The organism is Streptomyces sp. NPDC006711, assembly GCF_042869775.1.
GTDB lineage: Bacteria > Actinomycetota > Actinomycetes > Streptomycetales > Streptomycetaceae > Streptomyces.
Map to the genome: position 1 here is coordinate 1 of NZ_JBIAGO010000019.1, position 22,892 is coordinate 22,892.

Annotated in this window: 19 protein-coding genes and 1 pseudogene; 11 read left to right on the plus strand and 9 right to left on the minus strand. The window is 71.0% G+C overall.

The window, feature by feature from the left end; genetic code table 11:
• Positions 1–210: 210 nt before the first annotated feature.
• Positions 211–1,659, plus strand: coding sequence for a bifunctional UDP-N-acetylglucosamine diphosphorylase/glucosamine-1-phosphate N-acetyltransferase GlmU (gene glmU / locus ACFYM2_RS28905; protein ID WP_388840296.1), 1,449 nt, complete (start codon positions 211–213; stop codon positions 1,657–1,659).
• Positions 1,660–1,776: 117 nt separating this feature from the next.
• Positions 1,777–2,751 (plus strand): ribose-phosphate diphosphokinase, encoded by a 975-nt coding sequence (locus ACFYM2_RS28910; protein WP_350230815.1) that lies wholly within the window; start codon positions 1,777–1,779, stop codon positions 2,749–2,751.
• 478 nt (positions 2,752–3,229) lie between these two features.
• Here the strand turns inward: ACFYM2_RS28910 and ACFYM2_RS28915 are convergent, their stop codons facing one another.
• Together ACFYM2_RS28915 and ACFYM2_RS28920 are read right to left on the minus strand one after the other, a co-directional pair.
• Positions 3,230–4,126, minus strand: coding sequence for a serine hydrolase (locus tag ACFYM2_RS28915; RefSeq protein WP_359008432.1), 897 nt, complete (start codon positions 4,124–4,126; stop codon positions 3,230–3,232).
• On the minus strand, positions 4,123–5,073 hold the full coding sequence (locus ACFYM2_RS28920) for a LysR family transcriptional regulator (RefSeq protein WP_388840299.1): 951 nt from the start codon (positions 5,071–5,073) through the stop codon (positions 4,123–4,125). Before ACFYM2_RS28920 ends, ACFYM2_RS28915 begins: the two co-directional genes overlap by 4 nt.
• Before the next feature lie 234 nt (positions 5,074–5,307).
• Between ACFYM2_RS28920 and ACFYM2_RS28925 the strand changes: the two genes are divergently transcribed.
• The 3 genes from ACFYM2_RS28925 (at position 5,308) to ACFYM2_RS28935 (ending at position 7,202) form a co-directional block, all read left to right on the plus strand.
• A complete protein-coding gene (locus tag ACFYM2_RS28925) occupies positions 5,308–5,895 on the plus strand; it encodes a 50S ribosomal protein L25/general stress protein Ctc (RefSeq protein ID WP_359008428.1) in 588 nt (195 codons plus the stop codon).
• A 154-nt stretch (positions 5,896–6,049) separates the two neighbouring features.
• Positions 6,050–6,655 carry an aminoacyl-tRNA hydrolase gene (pth, locus tag ACFYM2_RS28930; RefSeq protein WP_359008426.1) on the plus strand — a complete coding sequence of 202 codons (606 nt, stop codon included), beginning with the start codon at positions 6,050–6,052 and terminating at the stop codon, positions 6,653–6,655.
• A 76-nt stretch (positions 6,656–6,731) separates the two neighbouring features.
• Positions 6,732–7,202, plus strand: coding sequence for a hypothetical protein (locus ACFYM2_RS28935; RefSeq protein WP_388840303.1), 471 nt, complete (start codon positions 6,732–6,734; stop codon positions 7,200–7,202).
• 455 nt (positions 7,203–7,657) lie between these two features.
• Here ACFYM2_RS28935 and ppc read toward each other — a convergent pair whose 3' ends face one another.
• The gene (gene ppc, locus ACFYM2_RS28940) at positions 7,658–10,387 is read right to left on the minus strand and encodes a phosphoenolpyruvate carboxylase (RefSeq protein WP_388840306.1); all 2,730 of its coding nucleotides are present in this window, start codon (positions 10,385–10,387) and stop codon (positions 7,658–7,660) included.
• 217 nt (positions 10,388–10,604) lie between these two features.
• On the opposite strand from ppc, the gene ACFYM2_RS28945 reads away from it, so the two are divergent.
• The 3 genes from ACFYM2_RS28945 (at position 10,605) to ACFYM2_RS28955 (ending at position 14,543) form a co-directional block, all read left to right on the plus strand.
• Complete coding sequence (locus ACFYM2_RS28945) at positions 10,605–11,600, plus strand: acyl-CoA desaturase (RefSeq protein WP_388460778.1); 996 nt, start codon at positions 10,605–10,607, stop codon at positions 11,598–11,600.
• On the plus strand, positions 11,600–12,319 hold the full coding sequence (locus ACFYM2_RS28950; RefSeq protein WP_388460907.1) for a TetR family transcriptional regulator: 720 nt from the start codon (positions 11,600–11,602) through the stop codon (positions 12,317–12,319). Before ACFYM2_RS28945 ends, ACFYM2_RS28950 begins: the two co-directional genes overlap by 1 nt.
• Positions 12,320–12,827: 508 nt before the next feature.
• Positions 12,828–14,543, plus strand: coding sequence for a VCBS repeat-containing protein (locus tag ACFYM2_RS28955; RefSeq protein ID WP_359008418.1), 1,716 nt, complete (start codon positions 12,828–12,830; stop codon positions 14,541–14,543).
• Between the two features lie 74 nt (positions 14,544–14,617).
• On the opposite strand, the pseudogene ACFYM2_RS28960 reads toward ACFYM2_RS28955, so the two are convergent.
• Positions 14,618–14,695, minus strand: a pseudogene (locus ACFYM2_RS28960) (glyoxalase); the annotation flags it as partial.
• A 54-nt stretch (positions 14,696–14,749) separates the two neighbouring features.
• Positions 14,750–15,598: a trans-aconitate 2-methyltransferase gene (locus tag ACFYM2_RS28965; protein ID WP_350230826.1), complete on the minus strand. Its 849-nt coding sequence runs from the start codon at positions 15,596–15,598 to the stop codon at positions 14,750–14,752.
• 131 nt (positions 15,599–15,729) lie between these two features.
• Between ACFYM2_RS28965 and tamR the strand changes: the two genes are divergently transcribed.
• Complete coding sequence (gene tamR / locus ACFYM2_RS28970; protein ID WP_359008414.1) at positions 15,730–16,227, plus strand: MarR family transcriptional regulator TamR; 498 nt, start codon at positions 15,730–15,732, stop codon at positions 16,225–16,227.
• On the opposite strand, the gene ACFYM2_RS28975 is transcribed toward tamR, so the two are convergent.
• Positions 16,186–16,950: a response regulator transcription factor gene (locus ACFYM2_RS28975; protein WP_359008412.1), complete on the minus strand. Its 765-nt coding sequence runs from the start codon at positions 16,948–16,950 to the stop codon at positions 16,186–16,188. The two genes, tamR and ACFYM2_RS28975, sit on opposite strands and share 42 nt — an antisense overlap.
• A gap of 264 nt (positions 16,951–17,214) precedes the next feature.
• Between ACFYM2_RS28975 and ACFYM2_RS28980 the strand changes: the two genes are divergently transcribed.
• Positions 17,215–17,685, plus strand: coding sequence for a GNAT family N-acetyltransferase (locus ACFYM2_RS28980; protein ID WP_359008410.1), 471 nt, complete (start codon positions 17,215–17,217; stop codon positions 17,683–17,685).
• A gap of 126 nt (positions 17,686–17,811) precedes the next feature.
• Here the strand turns inward: ACFYM2_RS28980 and galK are convergent, their stop codons facing one another.
• Genes galK through galT form a run of 3 tightly spaced genes read right to left on the minus strand, consistent with a single transcriptional unit; the run spans position 17,812 to position 20,973 of the window.
• Positions 17,812–18,957, minus strand: a complete 1,146-nt coding sequence (galK, locus tag ACFYM2_RS28985; RefSeq protein WP_388840310.1) for a galactokinase — start codon at positions 18,955–18,957, stop codon at positions 17,812–17,814.
• Positions 18,950–19,921: a UDP-glucose 4-epimerase GalE gene (gene galE, locus ACFYM2_RS28990; RefSeq protein WP_388840313.1), complete on the minus strand. Its 972-nt coding sequence runs from the start codon at positions 19,919–19,921 to the stop codon at positions 18,950–18,952. Before galE ends, galK begins: the two co-directional genes overlap by 8 nt.
• Positions 19,918–20,973: a galactose-1-phosphate uridylyltransferase gene (gene galT / locus ACFYM2_RS28995; RefSeq protein ID WP_388840316.1), complete on the minus strand. Its 1,056-nt coding sequence runs from the start codon at positions 20,971–20,973 to the stop codon at positions 19,918–19,920. The genes galE and galT overlap by 4 nt, the downstream gene beginning before the upstream one ends.
• A gap of 245 nt (positions 20,974–21,218) precedes the next feature.
• Between galT and ACFYM2_RS29000 the strand changes: the two genes are divergently transcribed.
• A complete protein-coding gene (locus ACFYM2_RS29000; RefSeq protein WP_359008404.1) occupies positions 21,219–22,889 on the plus strand; it encodes a sodium:solute symporter family protein in 1,671 nt (556 codons plus the stop codon).
• Positions 22,890–22,892 lie beyond the last annotated feature (3 nt).

Consider the following 22,892-nt stretch of genomic DNA (forward strand, 5'->3'; position numbering starts at 1 on the left):
GGGTTTTACCCCCCCCTGTGTTTTATCGCCCTCCTTTTTTTTTTTTGGTTGTTTTTTTTTTTTTAAATTGGTTGTGGGGGTCCCCCTGCGGGGGCGGGCGCCCGAGGTGGGCCCCCCCCGCCGCGTTCCCCCCGCCCCCACCCCGAGTTCGCCCCCCAAGCCCCCCGGTATCCTTCGGTTGTCCACCCCCCGAAGCCGAAGGGCACCTCCGTGAGCGCAACCCGCCCGGCCGCCGTCGTCGTCCTCGCCGCGGGTGAGGGCACCCGCATGAAGTCGGCCACTCCCAAGGTTCTGCACGAGATCTGCGGGCGCTCGCTCGTCGGCCACGTCGTCGCCGCCGCACGTGAGCTGGATCCCGAGCACCTGGTCGTGGTCGTGGGCCACGCCCGTGAGCAGGTCTCCGCGCACCTGGGCGCGGTCGACGCCGGAGTGCGTACCGCCGTGCAGTACGAGCAGAACGGCACCGGGCACGCGGTGCGGATGGCGCTGGAGGAGCTGGGCCAGTCCATCGAGGGCACGGTCGTCGTGGTCTGCGGCGACACCCCGCTCCTGACCGGCGCCACGCTGGCCGAGCTGACCCGTACGCACGAGAGCGACCGCAACGCGGTGACCGTGCTGACCGCCGAGGTCGCCGACTCCACCGGTTACGGCCGCATCGTGCGCGACGCCGCGTCGGGCGCGGTCACCGCGATCGTCGAGCACAAGGACGCGACCGAGGCGCAGCGCGCGATCCGTGAGATCAACTCGGGTGTGTTCGCGTTCGACGGGGCGCTGCTCGCGGACGCGTTGGGCAAGGTGCGTACGGACAACAGTCAGGGCGAGGAGTACCTGACGGACGTGCTGGGGATTCTGCGTGAGTCGGGGCACCGGGTGGGTGCTTCGCTGGCGGCGGACTTCCGGGAGATCCTGGGCATCAACAACCGGGTGCAGCTGGCTCAGGCGCGCCGGCTTCTGAACGACCGTCTGCTGGAGCGGGCGATGCTCGCGGGTGTGACGGTGGTGGATCCGGCCACGACGTTCGTGGACGTGCAGGTGACGTTCGAGCAGGACGCGGTCGTGCACCCGGGCACGCAGCTCCTGGGGACGACGCATCTGGCGTCGGGCGCCGAGGTCGGCCCCAACTCCCGTCTGACGAACACGGTGGTGGGTGCGGGGGCGCGGGTGGACAACGCGGTCTCGTACGACTCCGAGGTGGGCGAGGGGGCGACGGTGGGTCCGTTCGCCTATTTGCGTCCGGGTACGCGGCTCGGCGTGAAGGCCAAGATCGGTACGTACGTCGAGACGAAGAACGCGACGATCGGTGAGGGGACGAAGGTTCCGCATCTGTCGTACGTGGGGGACGCGACGATCGGTGAGTACACGAACATCGGCGCGGCCAGTGTGTTCGTGAACTATGACGGTGAGGCCAAGCACCACACGACGATCGGCTCACACTGCAAGACGGGTTCGGACAACATGTTTGTTGCGCCCGTCACAGTGGGGGACGGTGCTTACACCGCCGCGGGTTCGGTGATCACGAAGGATGTGCCGGCGGGTTCGCTGGCCGTGGCCCGGGGCCAGCAGCGGAATATCGAGGGTTGGGTGGAGCGCAAGCGTCCGGGAAGTGCCGCCGCGCAGGCCGCTCAGGCTGCGGCCGGGCAGTCGTCCGGCGAGAACTGACCGGATTCGGGTGCGTCTTTCACGGGCTACCGTGATAGGTGCACATATTCGGCTGGCTCGCCGCGACAGGGACCGCGCGGGTGCAGCAGCATCGAACACGTCTGAGGAGACTGTGCTGTGACCGGGATCAAGACGACCGGCGAGAAGAAGCTGATGCTCTTCTCCGGCCGCGCCCACCCCGAGCTGGCCGAGGAGGTCGCGCACCAGTTGGGTGTGGGCCTCGTGCCGACGAAGGCCTTCGACTTCGCGAACGGTGAGATCTACGTTCGTTTCCAGGAGTCGGCGCGTGGTGCGGACTGCTTCCTGATCCAGAGCCACACGGCTCCGATCAATAAGTGGATCATGGAGCAGCTGATCATGATCGATGCCCTGAAGCGGGCGTCGGCGCGATCCATCACCGTGATCATTCCGTCCTACGGCTATGCCCGTCAGGACAAGAAGCACAAGGGCCGTGAGCCGATCTCGGCGCGTCTGGTGGCCGACCTGCTGAAGACGGCGGGTGCGGACCGCATCCTCACCGTCGATCTGCACACGGACCAGATCCAGGGCTTCTTCGACGGTCCGGTGGACCATCTCACGGCGCTGCCGGTCCTCGCGGACTACGTGGGCGCGAAGGTGGACCGCTCGAAGCTGACGATCGTCTCTCCGGACGCGGGCCGCGTGCGGGTCGCCGACCGCTGGTGCGACCGTCTGGACGCGCCGCTGGCGATCGTGCACAAGCGCCGTGACAAGGACGTCGCGAACACGGTGACGGTGCACGAGGTCGTCGGTGACGTGAAGGGACGGGTCTGCGTCCTGGTGGACGACATGATCGACACGGGCGGCACGATCTGTGCGGCGGCGGACGCGCTGTTCTCGCACGGTGCGGAGGACGTCATCGTGACGGCCACGCACGGCATCCTGTCGGGGCCGGCGGCGGACCGTCTGAAGAACTCCAAGGTGAGCGAGTTCGTCTTCACGAACACGCTGCCGGATCCCTCGGATCTGGAGCTCGACAAGATCACGGTCCTGTCGATCGCCCCGTCCATCGCGCGGGCGGTGCGTGAGGTGTTCGAGGACGGCTCGGTGACGAGTCTCTTCGAGGAGAACTAGCGGATACGTACGCCAGCGAAGGGCCGCCCCCACCCCGGGACGCGGCCCTTCGCCACACCCCGCCCCGCCAGGTTGCCCGCGCGGGCCGCCCTCAGCCCCGCCAGGGCGCGGGGAACTGCGCGCCCAGCCACCCACGGTCCGCACCCGAGGTCCTGGGACTCCGCCCCAGACCCCATTCGCGCTGAAGGCGCTCGTCCTCAATCGCCGGACGGGCTGAGGGTGCCGGTGTGGGCCGGGGCCGAGTAGTCAGGGGCGCGGGGAACTGCGCGCCCAGCCACCCACGACCCGCACCCGAGCTCCTGGGGCTCCGCCCCAGACCCCGTTCGGCCTGAACGGCCTCGTCCGCAAACGCCGGACGGGCTGAAGTTGCCGGTGCGGGCCAGCACGACGTACTCAGGGCGCGCCCAGCCCCGCACGGTCCACAGGCGGCTTGGCGGCTCCGCACGGGGCCGGGGCGGGAGGCTGAACCGGGCCGGGGTCAGGGGGTGTTGGCCGCTCTCAGCGCGTCGACCGCGACCCGCGCCGCACGGCCGACCGCCGCATCCGCCCCCGGCAGCGTCGCCGCCGTGGACGCCGCCCGGGTGAAGACGGCGACGGCGTACCGACCGCCGTCGGGATATTCGACCACCCCCGCCTCGTGCCGCTGCGTCGGCAGCGACCCCGTCTTGCCGCTGACGCGTACGTCGTCGAAGGGGAAGCCGGAGGCGAGCCGGTGGCTCCAGGCCTGGACGCCCAGGACCGCGCGGAGTTCGTCGCCCCAGCCCCCCGCACAGACCTCGTCACGCCACACCGCGCCGAGCAGCGCCGCGATCTCGCGCGGGGTGGAGCGGTTGGTGCGGGCCGGGTCGAGGACGCTGAGGCGGGCGACGGCGGCGGGGTCGACGAGGGCGGCCCTCCCGCCGGGTCCCGCGTCGGTGAGCATCGTCGCGTAGAGCCCTGCCTGGTTGTGGACGGCGATGGTGCGGGTCAGTCCGAGGTCGCGCATGGCCGCGTTGACGGTGTCGAGGCCGAGGTGGTCCCAGAGGAGATCGGCGGCGGTGTTGTCGCTGACGGCGATGGCCAGGGAGGCGAGGTCGCGCAGGGACAGGCGGGCGGCGTCGCGCATGACGGCGAGTCCGGTGGGACCGGGTGTGCGGCCTTGGGCGGGGATGTCGAGGGGGGTGGTGGGGTCGACGCGTCCGGCGGCGGCTTCGCGGTAGAGGGTGGCGACGAGGCACAGCTTGTGGACGCTTGCGGTGCAGACGGGGGTGTCGGCGCCCAGGGTGATGGCCGCGCCGGTGTCGATGTCGGTGGCGCAGAGCACTCCGGTGACCCCGGCGTCGGTGAAGGCGGCGGTGACGCGGCCGCGTACGGGGCCGGGGATGTTCGCGGTCACAGCGGGAACTCCGATGCGGGGCGGGGGAACAGGCGCCGCTGAGGGGCGGTGGGGACGAGCCCGGCGTGTTCGCGCAGGACGTCGTGGGCGGTGTCGGTGAACAGGCGGACGGCGGGTCCGTCGCGTCCTGCGGGCCAGGCGGTGGAGGTGCGCCAGGTGAGGGGGTGGCCGCGCAGGGGCCGCCAGGTGGTGCCGGGTTCGGGCGCGGTGCGCGGTACGAGGGCGACGACGCGGGTGCCGGACAGGATGAGGGCGTGGGTGAACTCGCTGCCGGTGACTTCGCGTACGGCGCCGGGGGTGCAGCCGTGGCGGGCGCAGGCGGTGAGGGTTTCGTCGTGGAGGGCGGGGGCGGTGGCGCGGGGGAAGAGGAGCAGTTCGCGGCCGTCGAGGTCGTGGATGTCGAGGTCGGGGTGGTGGGCGAGGGGGTCGTCGTCGGCGAGGAGCGCGCCGAGCGGCTGGTGGAGCTGGGGTCCGAAGCCGAGGCCGGTGGTGGGGCAGGGGTGGCGGACGATGCCGGCGTCGAGGGTGCCGGCGGCGAGTTCGGCGGTCTGCTCGGCGGTGGTGAGTTCCCGCAGGTCGAGGGCGGCGCCGGGGCTGCGTTCGCGGTAGGCGGTGAGGAGGGCGGCGACGGTGGCGCCGCCGAGCTGGGGCGGTACGGCGGCGCGCAGGGTGCCGGCGGCGCCGCCCTGGACGCGTTGGACGAGTGCGTGCAGCCGGTCGGCGGCGTCGAGCAGGGTGTGGGTTTCGGCCAGGACGAGGCGGCCCGCGGGGGTGAGGGTGGCCCCGGCGCGGCCGCGGGCGAGGAGGCGGACGCCGAGTTCGCGTTCGAGGCGCTGGATGCGCTGGGAGAGGGAGGGCTGCGCCATGCGCAGGCGTTCGGCGGCGCGGCCGAAGTGCTGTTCCTCGGCGACGGCGCGGAAGTACCTGAGGTGCAGCAGCAGGTCCATGAGCAGCAAGGATAGGCGGGCGCCCAGGGAAGCGGCCGTCATGGCCGGGGGCCCCGGGTTGATCCAATTGGGCGGCCGGGGGGACGCCGGGTAGTCTGGGGCAGTTGCTCGGCGAGGGAGGCCGCACCATGGGTGCGGCGGTCCGTTATCGACGCGCTCTTCGTAGCAGGCCAGTCGTGGCCGGGTGACCACCCTTTTTGGTTTTTCTGGTTCACCTTTCTACGAGGAGTGCACATGTCCGAGGTCAAGCTCGCCGCCGACGTCCGTACCAGCTTCGGCAAGGGCGCCGCCCGCAGCATCCGCCGCGAGAACAAGGTTCCCGGTGTCATCTACGGTCACGGCACCGAGCCGGTCCACGTGACCCTGCCGGGCCACGAGCTGCTGCTCGCGCTGCGTACGCCGAACGTCCTGCTCTCCCTGGACGTCGACGGCAAGACCGAGCTCGCCATCCCGAAGGCCGTCCAGCGTGACGCCATCAAGGGCTTCCTGGTCCACGTCGACCTGCTGCTCGTCAAGAAGGGCGAGAAGGTCACGGTCGAGGTCGCGGTCGAGACCGAGGGCGACCTGGCCCCGGGCAGCTTCCTGGTCGAGAACGTGCTGAACACGCTCTCCGTCGAGACCGAGGCCACCCACATCCCGACCTCCGTCACCGTCTCCATCGCGGGCCTTGAGGCCGGCGCCGCCATCCTCGCGAAGGACGTCGCGCTGCCGTCGGGCACCACCCTGGCCACCGACCCCGAGGCCGTCGTCATCCAGATCCTGTCCGCGCAGGCCGAGGAGCCGGCCGCCGAGTCCGAGGCCGCCGAAGGCGCCGAGGCCTGAGCCGTACGCTCTGCGTGAGATCCGTGCCGGCGGGCGCGGGTTGTGAACGGGGCGGCGGGCCACACGTGGCCCGCCGCCCCGTTCGTCTGTGTACGTGGTGTTCCCAGTGACTGCTGTACGTGACGCTGTACGTGACCGAGGAGACGCAGCCCCCATGACGACGACCACGACCGACAGCGCGAACGCGCCCTGGCTCATCGTGGGCCTGGGCAATCCGGGTCCCGAGTACGCCGCGAACCGGCACAACGTCGGGTTCATGACGGTGGATCTGCTCGCGGAGCGCATGGGCGGCCGCTTCAAGGCGCACAAGGCGCGGGCGCAGGTGGTGGAGGGGCGGATCGGTCCGCCGGGGCCGCTCAACCGCCGGGTGGTGCTGGCGAAGCCGCTGTCGTACATGAACCTGTCGGGCGGTCCGGTGACGGCGCTGCGCGACTTCTACAAGGTGCCGGTCGCCAACATCGTCGCGATTCATGACGAGTTGGACATCGATTACGGGGCGCTGCGGCTGAAGCTGGGTGGCGGGGACAACGGGCACAACGGTCTGAAGTCGATCACGAAGTCGCTGGGCGCGGACTATCACCGGGTGCGGTTCGGGATCGGGCGTCCGCCGGGGCGGATGCAGGTGGCGGACTTCGTCCTGAAGGACTTCTCCTCCACGGAGCGCAAGGAGTTGGGTTACTTCGTGGACCGGGCGGCGGACGCGGCGGAGGCGTTGGTGATCGAGGGGCTTGAGCGGGCGCAGTCGACGTACAACTCCTGACAAGGGCGTCGCTTACGGGGCGAACCGGGGGCCCGGGTTTGACCGTTCGCGGTCAGGGGCGTCAGGATCGCGCCCCATGACGAAGCGGAGCCGTACCTTCCTGGTGTTCGCGCGGCGGGCCGCGTCGGGCCTGGTCGTCGCGCTGCTCGTGGTCGCCGGGTTCTGGTCGTCGTGGGGCACGGCCCAGCACGTGGTCCTGGCCAGGGGCCGCGAGCACGGGAGGCTGACGGTGACGGGGTGCGCGCACGGGGTGTGTGCGGGGGCCTTCTCGCCCGTGGGCGACGCGGGGCCGCGCGCGGGGGTGACGATCGCCGAGTCGGTGGCGGCGGGGCCGGGCGATCACCTGCCGGTGGTCCTCAAGCCCGGCACGGACGACGCGGTACGCACCGGGGTGGCGGGGTTCCTGTACGCGTGGCTCCCTCTTTCCGGAGCCCTGCTCCTGGCCTCGCTGCTGGTGGCCGGGGGGCTGCGCATGCCGCGCCTGGCCTGGACGCTGGCGGCGACCGCGGCGGCGGCCCTGACCGCAACGTTCCTCACCCTCCGCTGACCCGGTTCCGCGCCCCTGCCAGGATCAGCGCCGACCCGCACCGGCACCGTCACCCTGGCCGGCGTTTGCCTGCGGACCGTGGATGGCCGCTCGCGCAGTTCCCCGCGCCCCTGACTACTCGGCACCGGCCAGGACCGGCACCCTCACCCTGGCCGGCGTTTAGCTGCCGACCGTGGGTGGCCGGGCGCGCAGTTCCCCGCGCCCCTGACAGGGTCCGTGCTGGCCCATGTGCACATACCTCAGCCCGTCCGGCGATTGAGGACGAGCGCCTTCAGCGCGAACGGGGTCTGGGGCGAAGCCCCAGGGGCCTCGGCTGCGGACCGTGCATGGCCGGGCGCGCAGTTCCCCGCGCCCCTAAGTACTCGGCGCTGGCCCGGACCGGCACCCCCAGCCCGTCCGGCGATTGCGGACGAGGGGGCTGGGGCGGAGCCCCGGGTGGGGCTCCGCCTGGGGGGTCAGCCCGTGTTGCGCAGGCCCGCGGCCACCCCGTTCACCGTGAGGAGCAGCGCACGCGAGAGCAACGGGTCCGGGGCCTCGCCCCGGTCGGCTGCCGCCCGCTGACGGGCCAGCAGGGCGACCTGGAGGTAGGAGATGGGGTCCAGATACGCGTCCCGGATCGCGAAGGTCTGCTGCAACACCGGGTGTGTACCGAGGAGTTCATCGCTCCCGGTGATCCGCAGAACCTCCCGCACCGTCAGCTCGTGCTCCGCCTCGATCGTCGCGAACACGTGCTTCAGCTCGTCCGGCACGAGCGTGTCGACGTAGTGCCGGGCGATCCTGAGGTCCGTCTTGGCGAGCGTCATCTCCACGTTGGAGAGGAAGTTGCGGAAGAAGTGCCAGCGCTCGCTCATCTCCTCCAGCACCTCCCCGAGCCCGGCCTCCCGCAGCGCCTTGAGCCCGGAGCCGACGCCGAACCAGCCGGGCACGATCTGCCGGGACTGGGTCCAGCCGAACACCCAGGGGATGGCGCGCAGCCCGTCGAGGCCCGCCCCGGAGTCCGGGCGGCGCGAGGGCCGCGAGCCCAGGTGCAGCTCGGCGAGCTGGTCGACGGGGGTGGAGGCGAAGAAGTACGCCGGCAGGTCGGGGTCCTCCACGAGGCGCCGGTAGGCGGAGTGCGCCGCGTCGGACACGGTGTCCATCGCCGCGTCCCAGCGCGCCAGTGCCTCGTCGGACTGGCGCGGCGCGGTGTGCAGCGCGGAGGCCTGGAGCGTGGCCGCGACGGTCAGCTCCAGGTTCTCCCGGGCGAGCGAGGGGATGAGGTACTTGTCGGAGATGACCTCGCCCTGCTCGGTGACCTTGATCTCGCCCTCCAGGGTGCCCCAGGGCTGGGCGAGGATCGCGTCGTGGGAGGGGCCGCCGCCGCGCCCGACGGTGCCGCCCCGGCCGTGGAAGAGCCGCAGCCGCACCCCGTAGCGGTGCGCGACGTCACGCAGCCGGCGCTGGGCGCGGTGGATCTCCCACTGCGAGGTGGTGATGCCGCCGAACTTGGAGGAGTCGGAGTAGCCGAGCATGACCTCCTGGACGTCGCCCCGCAGGGAGACGAGCCGCCGGTAGGAGGGGTCGGCCAGCATCTCGTCGAGGATGACGTCGGCCGCGCGCAGCTCGTCGGTCGTCTCCAGGAGCGGCACGATCCCGATCTTGGCCCAGCCGCCGTGCAGGTCGATGAGGCCGGCCTCGCGGGCCAGGACGGCGGCGGCGAACACGTCGTCGGCGCCCTGGCACATGGAGATGATGTACGACTCGATGACCTCGGGCCCGAACCGTTCGAACGCTTCGGTGATGGTGGCGAAGACGCCGAGGGTCTTCTGTCCTGCCGCGTCCAGCGGGGCCGGGGTGGGCGCGAGCGGGCGGCGCGAGCGGAGCTCCTTGGCGAGGAGCTTCTGGCGGTATTCGCGCGGCATGTCGGCGTAGCGCCAGGACTCCTCGCCGAGCCGGTCGAAGAGCTGGCCGAGCGCGTGGTGGTGGGCGTCGGCGTGTTCGCGTACGTCCATGGTGGCCAGTTGGAGGCCGAACGCGGCGAGGGTGCGGATCAGGCGGTCCATGCGGCCGTCGGCGAACAGGGCGCCGCGGTGTTCGCGCAGGGAGGTCTGGATGAGGGTGAGGTCGGCGAGCAGTTCGGCGGTGCCGAGGTAGTCGCGGCCCGGCTGGTGGGTGGTGCCCTTGGCCAGGCGGTCCTTGGTGTGGACGAGCTTCTGGCGGATGGCGGTGGCCTTGAGCCGGTAGGGCTCCTCGGCGTTGAGGCGCTTGTAGCGGGGGCTGATCTCGGGGAGCGCTTCGAGGTCGGCCTGGAGCGAGGACAGCAGCTCTTCGGTGGCGCCGGCGTAGCGGATGGAGTTGGAGAGCAGTCCGCGCAGGTGGTCGATCATGTCGAGCGCGTCGTTGATGCCGTGCTCGTGCTGGAGGATCAGCACGTCCCAGGTGACCTTGGGCGTCACGTTGGGGTTGCCGTCGCGGTCGCCGCCGATCCAGGTGCCGAAGGTGAGGGGGCGGGTGCCGGGCGGCAGTTCGACGCCGACCCGCTCCAGTTCGGCGGCGAGGTCTTCCAGTACGTCCCCGACGGCGCCGGCGTGCAGCTCGTCGAGGTAGTAGATGGCGTTGCGGGCCTCGTCGGCCGGTTCGGGGCGTACGACGCGCAGTTCGTCGGTCTGCCAGATCAGGTCGATGTTCTCGGCCAGGCGCAGATCGTGGCGGCGCCGGTCGGCTTCGATGACCGGGGTTTCCAGGAGTTCGGCGATGCGGCGCAGCTTGTTCAGGACGGAGCGGCGGGCGGCTTCGGTGGGGTGGGCGGTGAAGACCGGCCGTACGTTGAGGTTCTTGACGCTCGCGCGTACGTGGTCGGGGTCGCCGTCCTTGAGCATGTCCGCGGTGCGGGCCAGGAGGCTGCCCTCGGCGGCGCGGTGGGCGCGCAGCTCGCGGCCGCGGTGGACCTGTTCGGCCACGTTGGCCAGGTGGAAGTAGGTGGAGAAGGCGCGCACCAGCTTGGCGGCGGTCTCCACTTCGGTGCCGCCGAGCAGATCGGCGGCGGCCTCGCCGTCGCTGCGCGTCAGCGCGCGGACCCGTTCGACGAGCTCAAGGAGCTCGGGGCCCTCCTGCCGGACGAGGGTCTCGCCCAGGAGGTCACCCAGTCGGCGGATGTCGGCGCGCAGCTCGTTGCTGGCGGCGGGGGTCTGGTCGGCACTGCTCACAGGTGCGGCTCCTTGCAGTGTTTGAGCACGTCTGGAGGGTTCTGGAGGCTTGCGGACCGCGCTGTCCGACGACACCCAGGATAGGTGTCCCGTTCCGCCCCGCCGTCACGGGCTCTTGTCCCCGGCCACGGCACTGCCATACTTACGTTGCCGTAGGTTACGCGACCGTAGCCGGGCGATTCCGCTCGTTTTCCTCACCCTGCCGGGGGTACTCCCCATGACCACCAGTCCCGATCTGCTCAAGTCCGCGGACGAGAAACCCCTTCCTTCCGCCACCCTGGGCGGCGAGAACAAACGTTCCATCGAGCAGATCGCCCTGCTGCTCTTCATCACGGTGCCCTTCGTGGCCCTCCTGGCGGCGGTGCCGCTCGCCTGGGGCTGGGGGGTGAGCTGGCTCGATCTCGGGCTGCTCGTCTTCATGTACTACCTGGGCTGTCACGGCATCACGATCGGCTTCCACCGCTATTTCACGCACGGCGCCTTCAAGGCGAAGCGGCCGCTGCGGATCGCGCTGGCGATCGCGGGTTCCCTGGCGGTGGAGGGGCCGCTGGTGCGCTGGGTGGCCGACCACCGCAGGCACCACAAGTTCTCCGACGCCGAGGGCGACCCGCATTCGCCGTGGCGTTTCGGCGAGACGCTGCCCGCGCTGATGAAGGGCCTGTGGTGGGCGCACATCGCGTGGATGTTCGACGAGGAGCAGACGTCCCAGGAGAAGTACGCGCCCGATCTGCTCGCCGACCCGGCGATCCGCCGCGTCTCGCGCGACTTCGTGTACTGGACGGTGCTCTCGCTGGCGATCCCGCCGCTGGTGGGGGGTCTGGTGACGATGTCGTGGTGGGGCGCGTTCACGGCGTTCTTCTGGGGCTCCCTGGTCCGGGTGGCACTGCTGCACCATGTGACGTGGTCGATCAACTCGATCTGCCACGCGGTCGGCAAGCGTCCCTTCAAGTCGCGTGACCGCAGCGGCAATGTGTGGTGGCTGGCGGTCCTGTCCTGCGGGGAGTCCTGGCACAACCTGCACCACGCGGACCCGACGTCGGCCCGGCACGGTGTGATGCGGGGGCAGATCGACTCCAGTGCCCGGATCATCCGCTGGTGCGAGCAGCTGGGTCTGGCGCACGACGTGCGCTGGCCGAGCGCGGCCCGGATCGACTCCAAGCGGAATGAGGGCGGCCGGTCCCGGCGCAAGGAGAAGGCCGCCGAGGCGGCATGATGGACGACGTGGCGACCGACTCCAGCACCACCCGCACCACCAGCACCACTGGTTCCTCCCGCTCGGCCGGGGCCTCCGGCTCCGCCGACAAGCCCCGGCGCACCCGCAGGACCCGGATGACCGGGGCCGAGCGCCGGGAGCAGTTGCTGGACATCGGTCGCACGCTCTTCGCCGAGAAGGGCTTCGAGGGCACCTCCGTCGAGGAGATCGCGGCGAAGGCCGGCGTCTCCAAGCCGGTGGTGTACGAGCACTTCGGCGGCAAGGAGGGGCTGTACGCGGTCGTGGTGGACCGGGAGATGCGTTCGCTGCTCGACGGGGTGACCGGAGCGCTGACCGCGGGCCACCCCCGGGAGCTCCTTGAGCAGGCCGCGTTCGCGCTGCTCGACTACATCGAGACGTACACGGACGGATTCCGCATTCTCGTGCGCGACTCCCCTGTCGCCCAGTCGACCGGCACCTTCGCCTCGCTGATTTCCGACATCGCCACCCAGGTCGAGGACATTCTGGGTCTTGAGTTCAAGGCGCGGGGATTCGATCCGAAACTCGCGCCGCTCTACGCGCAGGCGCTGGTCGGCATGGTGGCGCTCACCGGGCAGTGGTGGCTCGACGCCCGCAAGCCCGAGAAGGCGGAAGTCGCGGCGCATCTGGTGAATCTGGCCTGGCACGGCCTGGACGGCATGGAGCAGAAGCCCCGCCTCATAGGCCACCGCAAGTCCTGACCCCCGTCCCCGGACGGGCGCGGGCCACACGCCCCCGGCCCCGGACGGGCGCGGGCCGCACGACCTCCCGACCCCAGACGAACACCGACCGCCGCACCACCTCCCGGCCCCGGCCAGGGGCCGACCGCACGATCCCGGCCCCCGCCAGGAGCCGGACGCACGACCCCCCGGCCCCGGACGGGCGCGGGCCGTCGCGCCGGCCGCGTCGCGGGACCTTCGGCGCCGGTACCGCATCGGCACCCCCATCGCCGCCGGCACCGGCACCGGCACCGGCCGCGAAATTCACTTCAGCCGCACAACATTCACCTGTAGTCTTCACGGAAAGTCCCGGGGGGGATTTTCGCCATTCTTCGCGCGCCCTCAGCCGTGCCGCCCTCATCCGTCATGACGGCCCGACACGCGGTTGCGCGCCGCGCCCTTGCGCGCGTTCACGCGACGACGAATACGCGGCGAATCACGTTCTCCCCCGAATACACCGCTTATTCCCATGGGGGGAATCTTGTCCTCTGTGCGCACCAAGCGCGCGAGCCGCCTCGCGGCCTGCACCGCCCTCGCCCTCTCGGCGGGCCTGCTGCTCGCGGGCCCGGCCACGGCCGACGGCGGCGCCCCGCACCTGCCGCTCACGCCGCCCAAGACCCGTCCGGCCCCGACCTTGACCCTGCCGCATCAGTCCGCCGGCGCCCGCAAGGCGCCGCGCGCCGCCGTGGCGAACGGACAGGCCAAGGCGAAACCGCTCTTCGACGTGGACAACGACGGCCGCAGCGACCTGCTGTACCGCGCGCCCAATGACAAGCTGTACGTCTCTCCCGACAACGGCACGCCGGCCCAGACGTTCGCCAACAGCCTGGGCGCCTACAAGGACCTCATCACCCCCGGTGACCTCGGCGGCTCAAGCGCCCCCGAGGTGCTGGACCTGTCCCCGACCGGGATCCTGACGCTGCACGCCGATGTCACCATGAGCGGCCTCGGGCCCGGCAGTTGGTCCGGTTCGGGCTGGAACATGTACAACAAGGTCATCGCGGCCGGGGACGTCAGCGGGGACGGCAAGAACGACCTGCTGGCCCGCACGCCCAGCGGTGACCTCTACCTCTACGCGGGTACGGGCAATCTGAGCGAGCCGTTCGCGGCGGGCCAGAAGATCGGCTCCGGCTGGAACAGGTACGACCAGATCATCGGCACGAGCGACGTGAACGGCGACGGTCTCGGCGACATCTACGGCCGTACGCCGGGCGGTGACCTGTACTTCTACGCGGGCACCGGTACGTCCGACCCGCTGGCGTCCGGGGTCAAGGTCGGCTGGGGCTTCGACGCCTTCAACCAGCTCATCCCCGCAGGCGACCAGACGGGCGACGGTCTCGGTGACATCTACGCCCGTGACCTGTCGGGTCAGCTCTGGTACTACACCGCCAATGGCGACGGCGCCTTGAAGTCCCGTCTGCCGGGCGGCAAGAACTGGCAGGGCATCCAGCTCTTCGGGGCCGGCAACAATCCGGCGTACGGCAAGGACGACCTGGTCGGCCTCGACGCCAACGGAACGCTCTCGTCCTACTGGGGCCTGGGCAACGGCGACTTCTCACCCGCCACCGCGGGGACCCCGGGCGGCTGGAAGGGCGTGAACTACCTCTCGCTGCCGTCCTCGCTCAACACATCGTCCCGCTGGGCCAGCATCCTGGAGGTCGCTTCCGACGGGGAGCTCTTCGTCGACGGGAACGACCTCGGCGGCGGCTGGAACGCCTACGACACCGTCATCGGTGTCGGCGACCTGACCACCGAGGGCAACGGCGACCTCCTGGCCCGTCAGCCCGGCAACGGTCACCTGTACCTGTACCCGGGCAACGGCCAGTCCACCGGCGTCTACTCGCGCATCGACGTCGGCGGGGGCTGGAACGCCTACGACAAGCTCGTGGGCGCCGGCGACATCAACGGCGACGGGCTGCCCGACCTGCTGGCCCGCACGCCCGGCGGCGATCTGTACTTCTACGCCGGCACCGGCCGCGCCTCGACTCCGTTCGAGAGCCGCGTACGGATCGGTCCCGGCTGGGACATGTACAGCGGCAGCAAGATCGCGGTTCCCGGCGACCTGACCGGCGACGGCCGCTCGGACCTGGTCGCGGTGGACTCGTCCGGCACCCTGTGGCGCTACGACGCCGACGGCACCGGCAACTTCAAGGCCCGCCAGAAGGTCGGCAACGGCTGGGACACCTACAAGTACGGCATCTACTAGACCGCCCCAGCACCGCCCGGCGCCCTGTCCCCCACGCGAGGGGCAGGGCGCTCCCCCGTTCTACGGCCGGCCGGTTACGCCAATGGCTCCAGGAACTCCAGCCGGTTGCCGACCGGGTCCTGTGAGTAGAACCGCCGGTGGCCCGGCAGGTTCCGCGCGGGCCTGGCGGGCCTTTCCGGTCTTCCGGGTCTTCCGGGTCTCCCGGGCTACTTCTTGCGGGCCACCGCGAAGATCCGGCGGAAGGGGAAGACCGTGCCGTGGGGGCCCGGTGGGTAGGCCTCGCGCAGGCGGTCGCGGTATTCGGTGAGCAGCGCGTCCACGGCCTGCTGGTCGCCGTCGAGCGCGGTCAGCACGGGGCGCAGGGCGGTGCCCTTCACCCAGTCGAGGACGGGGTCCTGGCCGGTGAGCAGCTGGCAGTAGACGGTTTCCCAGGCGTCGGTCTCGCAGCCGAGGTCGGCGAGCTTGGTGAGGTAGTCGGCGGGTTCGAGGACATGGACGTAGCGGCGGCCGTGGTCGCCGAGGCGGGTGCGCCAGCGCGGGGATTCGCACAGCTCGGCGAGGATGGCGTGGCTGGGTGAGGTGAAATTGCCCGGCACCTGGAAGGCGAAGGTGCCGCCGGGGGCGAGGCCGTCGATCCAGGCGGGGAAGGAATCGGGGTGGTTGGGCACCCATTGCAGGGCCGCGTTGGAGACGATCAGGTCGTACGGTTCGCCGGGCACCCAGTGCGTGGCGTCGGCGACCTGGAAATCGAGCCAGCCGCCGCCCGGGGTGGTGCCCGCGTAGTCCTTGTCGGCCTGGGCGAGCATCTGCGGGGAGAGGTCGAAGCCGGTGATGCGGGCGTCGGGCCAGCGGTCGGCGAGGCGGGCGGTGACATTGCCGGGGCCGCAGCCGAGGTCGGCTATCCGGGGCGAGAGGCCCCCGCTCGTGGGCAGGTCGGGTATGCGGGTGAGCAGGTCGAGGAACGGACGGGTGCGGTGCCCGGCGTGGCGCAGGTACTGCTGCGGATCCCAGACCGGCGGCCCGGCCGGTGTGGTCGACGACGAATCGGAATGCATGTTCGAGCCCCCTTGCAGGTGCGGCTGAGCGAAGCGGAACGGAGTCCCGGCCCCTCCATGCCCAATGGTGGCTCGATATATATCTTGACGTCAAGAGACTTCATGTCGAGGAACCCTTTACACTGATCGACATGGAGGACGAGGTCGACCGACTGGTGGCAGCATGGCGCCGAGAGCGCCCGGACCTCGACGTGGAACCGCTTGAGGTCCTGAGCCGGGTCAGCCGGCTTGCGCGCCATCTCGACCGGGCCCGCCGGCTCGCCTTCGCCGAGCACAGCCTGGAGCCCTGGGAGTTCGACGTCCTGACGTCGCTTCGGCGCGCGGGCGCCCCCTACCAGCTCTCTCCGGGGCAGCTGCTGACGCAGACCCTGGTCACCTCGGGCACGATGACCAACCGGATCGACAGGCTCGCCAAGAAGGGCCTGGTCGAGCGGCTTCCCGACCCCAGCGACCGGCGGGGCGTGCTGGTGCGGCTCACCCCCGAGGGCCGCGACCGGGCCGACCAGGCCCTCGCCGGACTCCTCGAACAGGAGCGGGCCATCCTCGGCGAGCTCAGCCGCGCCCAGCGGGGCGAACTGGCGGCCCTGCTACGCCAGTTGACCGCCCCGTTCGACAACATCCCCGGTTAGGTCGACCGGGCCGACGCCCGCCCTGCGGGCCAGTGCGACGGCCGCGAGCGTGGAGTGCACGCCCAGCTTGCCCAGTACGTTCTGCATATGGGTGCGCACGGTGTGCGGGGACAGGAACAGCCGCTCAGCGACCGCCTTGCGGCCGAGCCCGGCCACCATGCAGCGCAGCACCTCGCGCTCGCGCGGGGTCAGCGACTCCACCAGCCGTTCCGACTCGGTGCGGTGCTTGCGCGCGGCCGTCAGCTCCCGCAGCACACCGGTGAGCAGCGCCGGCGGCAGATGCGTCTCGTCGCGCAGGACGCCCCGGATGACGGCGAGCAGCCGTTGCAGGGAGCAGTCCTTGGCGACCCAGCCGCTCGCGCCGGCGCCGAGCGCGAGCGCGGCCCTGGCCGAATCGTCCTTCTCGGCGAGGACGACCGTACGCACCGCGGGCTGGCCCGCGCGTACGCCCGCGACCAGCGAGATGCCGTCCACCAGGCCCTCCGCGCCGCCCTCGGGGACCGCCCGGGCCACCGGGACCGCCGCCGACGCGCCGAGGTCCGCGTCCACGAGCATCACATCGAAGCGGCGCCCCTCCGCCGCGCCCCGCTCCAGGCAGCGCAGCGCGGCGGGGCCGCTGCCGGCCGCCGCGACGTCCACGTCGGGCTCCGCCGCCAGGGCCGCTGCCAGCGACTCGGCGAAGATGCGGTGGTCGTCCACCACCAGAACTCGGATCCGTACCAAGTGACACCCCCAGGCTCACAGGACGGACCGGTACGGATACGGCGCCCGGAGCCGGGAGCACCACGGACGCACGGCCGCCGCCATGCGCTGTGTACTACCCCGCCCCCGAGCGCCGTACCCGACTGTCTCGCCCCCTGATCAACACCGGCCCCCACCGGTGCTGTGCATCAGCGTAGGGCCGCGAGCTGTGAGGGGAAGGCACTTTGCCGAACCGTTTGAACCCGGACGGCTACGTGGCGTACACGAATGTTTAAGGTGAGCACCATGTTTCGTATCGAGACAGAAATGGACAAGGACCGTCAAGTACAGCTCCATCGGCGGCTACGGGACACGAACACCGAGCGGTCGCCGGTGCTGCGGGCGATGCGGGGGACGGCGGCGGAGAAGGAAGTGCCGCTCCAGGTCTGGGGGTTGACCGAGGATGCGCTGATGGCCGGGGGGCTGGTGGGGCGCACGTGGGCGGGGTGGCTCCACGTCGACCTCCTGTGGGTCGATCCGGGTGTGCGCGCGGCGGGCCTCGGTACGCAACTGCTGAGCCGCGCGGAGGAGTTGGCCCGTGAGCGGGGTTGCGCGTACGCGCGGGTGGAGACGTGGGACTTCCAGGCCCCGGGCTTCTACCAGGCCCGGGGCTACGACATCGTCGCCACGATTCCCAACTACCCCCCGGGCGTCACGGAATACACCCTGACCAAGCCCCTGACCGGGGCTCCGCCCCAGACCCCGTTCGCGCCTTGAGGGTCAGGGGACCCCCATGACGGGCTGACAGTGCTCGCACGGGCCGGCACCGGATACCCAGGGGCGCGGGGAACTGCGCGACCAGCCACGTACGGCCCGCACCCGCCCCTCGCACCCCCGGCGGGATCAACGCATGCGTCGGGCGCCCGGCGAGGGGATCGCTTCGAACAGCCGGGGCGCGGCCGACCCCGCCGCCTCGAAGGCGACCCGCAGCGCCTTGGCGACCCGGTCCGCCCCCGCCTCCTCCACCAGCACGATCGCCGAGCCCCCGAACCCCCCGCCCGTCATCCGCGCCCCCAGCGCGCCGGCGGACACCGCCGTCTCCACCACCAGGTCCAGCTCCGCGCAGGACACCCGCAGGTCGTCCCGCAGGGAGGCGTGCCCCTCGGTCAGGACCGGCCCCACCCCCCGCACGTCTCCCGCCGCCAGCAGCGCGGCGACCCGCTCGACCCGCGCGTTCTCGTTCACCACGTGCCGCACACAGCCCCGCACCACCGGCGAGGACAGCTCGCGCAGCGCGTCGGCCAGTCGCGCGTGGGGCACTTCGCGCAGGGTCCGCACCCCCAGCTCCCGCGCGCCGCGCTCACACCCGGCGCGCCGCTCGGCATACGCGCCGTCCCCGAGCGCGTGCTGTACGCGGGTGTCGACGACCAGGAGCCGCAGGCCGTGCGCGGGCAGATCGAAGGGGATCTGGCGCCGGGACAGGTCGCGGGCGTCGAGGTGCAGCACCTGGCCCTCGACGCAGCACGCCGACGCCGTCTGGTCCATGATCCCGCACGGGACGCCGACGAAGGCGTTCTCCGCCCGCTGGGCGAGCGCCGCCAACTCAGCTTCGGTGAGCGGGAGTTCGTACAGGTCGCGCAGGGCGAGCGCGGTCACCACCTCAAGGGCGGCAGAGGACGACAGGCCCGCGCCCGTCGGCACCGTCGAGGCGAGGTGGACGTCCGCGCCGCCCACCGCGTGCCCCGCCTCGCGCAGCGCCCACACCACGCCCGCCGGGTACGCCGCCCAGCCCGCGCCGGAGAGCGGTTCGAGTGCGTCGGACCGCAGTTCCACGACGGGTCCTTCGATGTCCGCCGAGTGCAGCCTGAGCACGCCGTCGGCGCGCCGGGCCACCGCCGCCACCGCCGTGTGCGGCAGCGCGAGCGGCATGACGAAGCCCTCGTTGAAGTCGGTGTACTCACCGATCAGGTTGACGCGGCCGGGCGCCGCCCACACCCCGTCCGGCTCATAGCCGTACAACTCCCGGAATCCGGCGGCCACTTCACTCATCGCCGGCTCCCCGCAGGCCACGCGCGAACGTCCACGCGTCGGCCACGATCCCTGCGAGGTCCGCGCGTGAGGGCGCCCAGCCGAGCCGGTCGTGGGCGCGCGCCGCCGAGGCGACCAGGACGGCCGGGTCACCGCCGCGCCGGCCCGCGACGACCTCGGGGATCTCGTGCCCGGTGACCTTGCGGGCGGTCTCGATGACCTCGCGGACCGAGAACCCGTTGCCGTTGCCCAGGTTGCACACCAGGTGCTCGCCGGGCGTCGCCGCGTCGAGGGCGCGCAGGTGCGCCTCCGCCAGGTCCGCCACGTGGATGTAGTCGCGCACGCAGGTGCCGTCGGGGGTGGGGTAGTCGTCGCCGTAGACGGAGATGAACTCCCGCTCTTCCAGGGCCACTTGGAGGACGAGGGGGATCAGGTGGGATTCCGGCGCGTGGCGTTCGCCGCACGTTCCGTACGCGCCCGCCACGTTGAAGTAGCGCAGCGACACCGCGGCGAGGCCGTGCGCCGCGCACTCCCCCGCGATCATGTGGTCGACGGCGAGCTTGGAGGCGCCGTAGGGGCTGGTGGGCGCGGTCGGGTCGGTCTCGGTGATGGGGACAGAGACGGGTTCGCCGTAGGTGGCCGCCGTGGAGGAGAAGACCAGGCGGCGCACGCCCGCGTCGCGCATCGCCGCGAGCAGCGCCATGGTGCCGCCGACATTGTTGGCCCAGTACTTCTCGGGGACCGCGACCGACTCCCCGACCTGCGAGAACGCGGCGAAGTGGAGCACCGCGCCGAAGGAGGGGTCGAGCCATTGGGCGGCGTCCTGGACGCGGCCCTCGATGAAGGAGGCACCGGCCGGGACGGCTTCGCGAAAGCCCGTGGAGAGGTCGTCGAGCACGGTCACGTCGTGGCCGGCCTCGACCAGATGGGCCGCCACCACGCTGCCCACATACCCCGCGCCGCCCGTCACCAGGTACTTGCTCATTCAGCCGCCACCTCTCGCAGTCGCTCGGCCGCGGTCTCCGGCGGCACATCGTTGATGAACACGTTCATGCCGGATTCGGAACCCGCGAGGTACTTCAGCTTGCCGGAAGTACGTCGGATGGTGAAAAGCTCCAGATGGAGCCCGAACTCCTCGCGGTCGAGGGCTCCCTCGCCCCGGAACGGCGCCTGGTGCCAGGCGGAGATGTAGGGGGTGGGCGGCTCGCCGGGGCCGAAGATCCGGTCGAAGCGCCGCAGGAGTTCCAGGTAGATCCCGGGGAATTCGCCGCGCGCGTCCTCGTCGAGGGCCCGCAGGTCGGGGACGCGCCGCTTGGGGTGCAGATGGACCTCGTAGGGCCAGTGCGCGGCGTACGGCACGAACGCCACCCAGTGCTCGCCCTCCAGGACCACCCGTTCGCCGTCGGCCAGTTCCCGCTGGACCACGTCGTCGAAGAGGTTGCGCCCGCCGGTGCGTTCGCGGTGCTCGGCCAGCGAGCGGAGCATGAGGGCGGTGCGGGGGGTGGTGAAGGGGTAGCCGTAGATCTGGCCGTGCGGGTGGCCGAGGGTGACGCCGACCTCGGCGCCCCGGTTCTCGAAGCAGAACACCTGCTGGACCTGCGGGAGTTCGGCGAGGTCGGCGGTGCGGTCGGTCCAGGCCTCAAGGACCAGGGCGGCCTGTTCCTCGGTGAGGTCGGCGAAGGAGGAGTCGTGGTCGGGGGTGAAGCAGACGACCTCGCAGCGGCCGGAGTCGCCGGCGAGCGAGGGGAAGCGGTTCTCGAAGACGACGACGTCGTAGTCGTCGGCCGGGATCTCGCTGTCGCGGCCCTCGCGCGAGGGGCAGAGCGGGCAGGCGTCGGCGGGAGGCAGATAGGTGCGGCCCTGGCGGTGCGATGCGACGACCACGGTGTCGCCGAGCAGCGGGTCGCGGCGCAGCTGGGAGGCGGTGGAGACCGGGTCGAGCGGGCGCCGGTCGGTCTCGTCCCGTACGAGGTCGTCCCGCGCGTCGTAGTAGAGCAGCTCCCGGCCGTCGGCGAGCCGGGTCGACGTCTTCTTCACCTGAACCTCCACCATCCAACAGAATCGCACACAACAAACCACAAGCCAACAGCACCCGTCAATGACCCCGCGCCAGGGCGCGCCAAGAGCGTGAGACCGGAGTGGATGCCGAGCACGATCACAATCAAACAAACAATCTCATCAAAAGTGTTCAGTTTCTGAACATCGAGGCGTAGGTTCCCGTCCCGGACCGGTACGACCGGATCGGCATGTCCGGATCAGTAAGCGCGACGAAGCGGGTACGCATGCAATCTCTGGCCGCGGGGCTCCGGCTCCCCACCAATGGGCTCGACTACACGATTTTGGCGATCTACTTCATCGTCGTCCTGGGCATCGGCTTCGCCGCACGCGCCAGCGTGAAGACCAGCCTCGACTTCTTCCTCTCGGGCCGCTCCCTGCCGGCGTGGGTGACCGGCCTCGCCTTCGTGGCCGCCAACCTGGGCGCCACGGAGATCCTGGGCATGTCCGCGACGGGCGCGCAGTACGGCGTGGCGGTCGTGCACTGGTACTGGATCGGCGCGATCCCGGCCATGGTCTTCCTCGGCCTGGTGATGATGCCCTTCTACTACGGCTCCAAGGTGCGTTCGGTGCCGGAGTTCCTGCTCCAGCGCTTCGACAAGTCGGCGCACCTGCTGGCCTCGGCGCTGTTCGCGTTCGCGGCGGTGCTGATCGCGGGCGTCAACCTGTACGCCCTGTCGATCGTCGTGGAGGCGCTGCTCGGCTGGCCGCAGTGGGTGGCGATCGTCGTCGCCGGGCTCTTCGTGCTCGCGTACATCACCATCGGCGGGCTCTCCTCGGCGATCTACAACGAAGTGCTCCAGTTCTTCGTGATCCTGGCCGCGCTCATTCCGCTGACCATTCTCGGCCTCAAGCGGGTCGGCGGCTGGGACGGCCTGACCGGCTCGCTCAAGGCGAGCCACGGCGACAACTTCCTCTCCGCGTGGGGCGGCACCGGCATCGGCGAGGCCAACCCGCTCGGCGCGAACTGGCTCACCATCGTGCTCGGGCTCGGCTTCGTGCTCTCCTTCGGCTACTGGACGACCAACTTCGCCGAGGTGCAGCGCGCCCTGTCCGCCAAGAACCTGAGCGCGGCCCGCCGGACCCCGCTGATCGCCGCGTTCCCCAAGATGTTCATCGTGTTCCTGGTGATGATCCCGGGCCTGGTCGCGGCGGTCCTGGTACCCAAGATCGGCACCCCGGGCTCGTCCCTCACCTACAACGACGCGATCCCGCTCCTCATGCAGGAGCTGCTGCCCAACGGTGTGCTCGGCATCGCCGTGACCGGCCTGCTCGCGGCGTTCATGGCGGGCATGGCGGCGAATGTGTCGTCCTTCAACACGGTGTTCACGTACGACATCTGGGCCAAGTATGTGAAGAAGGACGAGCCGGACGCGTACTACCTGCGCTTCGGCCGGCTGATCACGGCGATAGGCGTCCTGGCCTCCATCGGCACCGCGTTCATCGCCTCCTCCTTCTCCAACATCATGGGCTACCTCCAGACGCTGTTCTCCTTCTTCAACGTGCCGATGTTCGTGGTCTTCGTGATCGGGATGTTCTGGAAGCGGGCGTCGGTGAAGTCCGGGGTGTGGGGGCTCGTCGCGGGTACGTCCGCCGCGATGGTCAACTACTTCTGGATCTACAAGCAGGGCGTCATCTCGATCCCGACCGACCAGGGCGCCAACTTCGTCTCGGCGATCGTCGGATTCGTGGCGGGTGCGGTGGTGATGGTGGTGGTGACGCTCTTCACCGCGCCGAAGCCGGCGGCGGAGCTGGCGGGTCTGGTGTACGGGACGAAGTCCCCCGGCGTCGAGGAGCCGCCCGCCGAGGGCGACAGCGCGTGGTACCGGCGGCCGGCGCTGCTGGGCTGGGGCGCGATCGTGCTGGCCGCGCTGTGTTACGTCCCCTACTCGTTCTGACGA

Bases quoted from the DNA above. Each gene is read 5' to 3' on its own strand.
- galE (WP_388840313.1), bottom strand. From the start codon at position 19,921: ATGAGCAAGTACCTGGTGACGGGCGGCGCGGGGTATGTGGGCAGCGTG.
- pth (WP_359008426.1), top strand. From the start codon at position 6,050: ATGACGACGACCACGACCGACAGCGCGAACGCGCCCTGGCTCATCGTG.
- ACFYM2_RS28980 (WP_359008410.1), top strand. From the start codon at position 17,215: ATGTTTCGTATCGAGACAGAAATGGACAAGGACCGTCAAGTACAGCTC.
- ACFYM2_RS29000 (WP_359008404.1), top strand. From the start codon at position 21,219: ATGCAATCTCTGGCCGCGGGGCTCCGGCTCCCCACCAATGGGCTCGAC.
- ACFYM2_RS28920 (WP_388840299.1), bottom strand. From the start codon at position 5,073: ATGGACCTGCTGCTGCACCTCAGGTACTTCCGCGCCGTCGCCGAGGAA.
- galK (WP_388840310.1), bottom strand. From the start codon at position 18,957: ATGAGTGAAGTGGCCGCCGGATTCCGGGAGTTGTACGGCTATGAGCCG.
- ACFYM2_RS28965 (WP_350230826.1), bottom strand. From the start codon at position 15,598: ATGCATTCCGATTCGTCGTCGACCACACCGGCCGGGCCGCCGGTCTGG.
- tamR (WP_359008414.1), top strand. From the start codon at position 15,730: ATGGAGGACGAGGTCGACCGACTGGTGGCAGCATGGCGCCGAGAGCGC.
- ACFYM2_RS28925 (WP_359008428.1), top strand. From the start codon at position 5,308: ATGTCCGAGGTCAAGCTCGCCGCCGACGTCCGTACCAGCTTCGGCAAG.
- ACFYM2_RS28945 (WP_388460778.1), top strand. From the start codon at position 10,605: ATGACCACCAGTCCCGATCTGCTCAAGTCCGCGGACGAGAAACCCCTT.
- ACFYM2_RS28935 (WP_388840303.1), top strand. From the start codon at position 6,732: ATGACGAAGCGGAGCCGTACCTTCCTGGTGTTCGCGCGGCGGGCCGCG.
- ACFYM2_RS28950 (WP_388460907.1), top strand. From the start codon at position 11,600: ATGGACGACGTGGCGACCGACTCCAGCACCACCCGCACCACCAGCACC.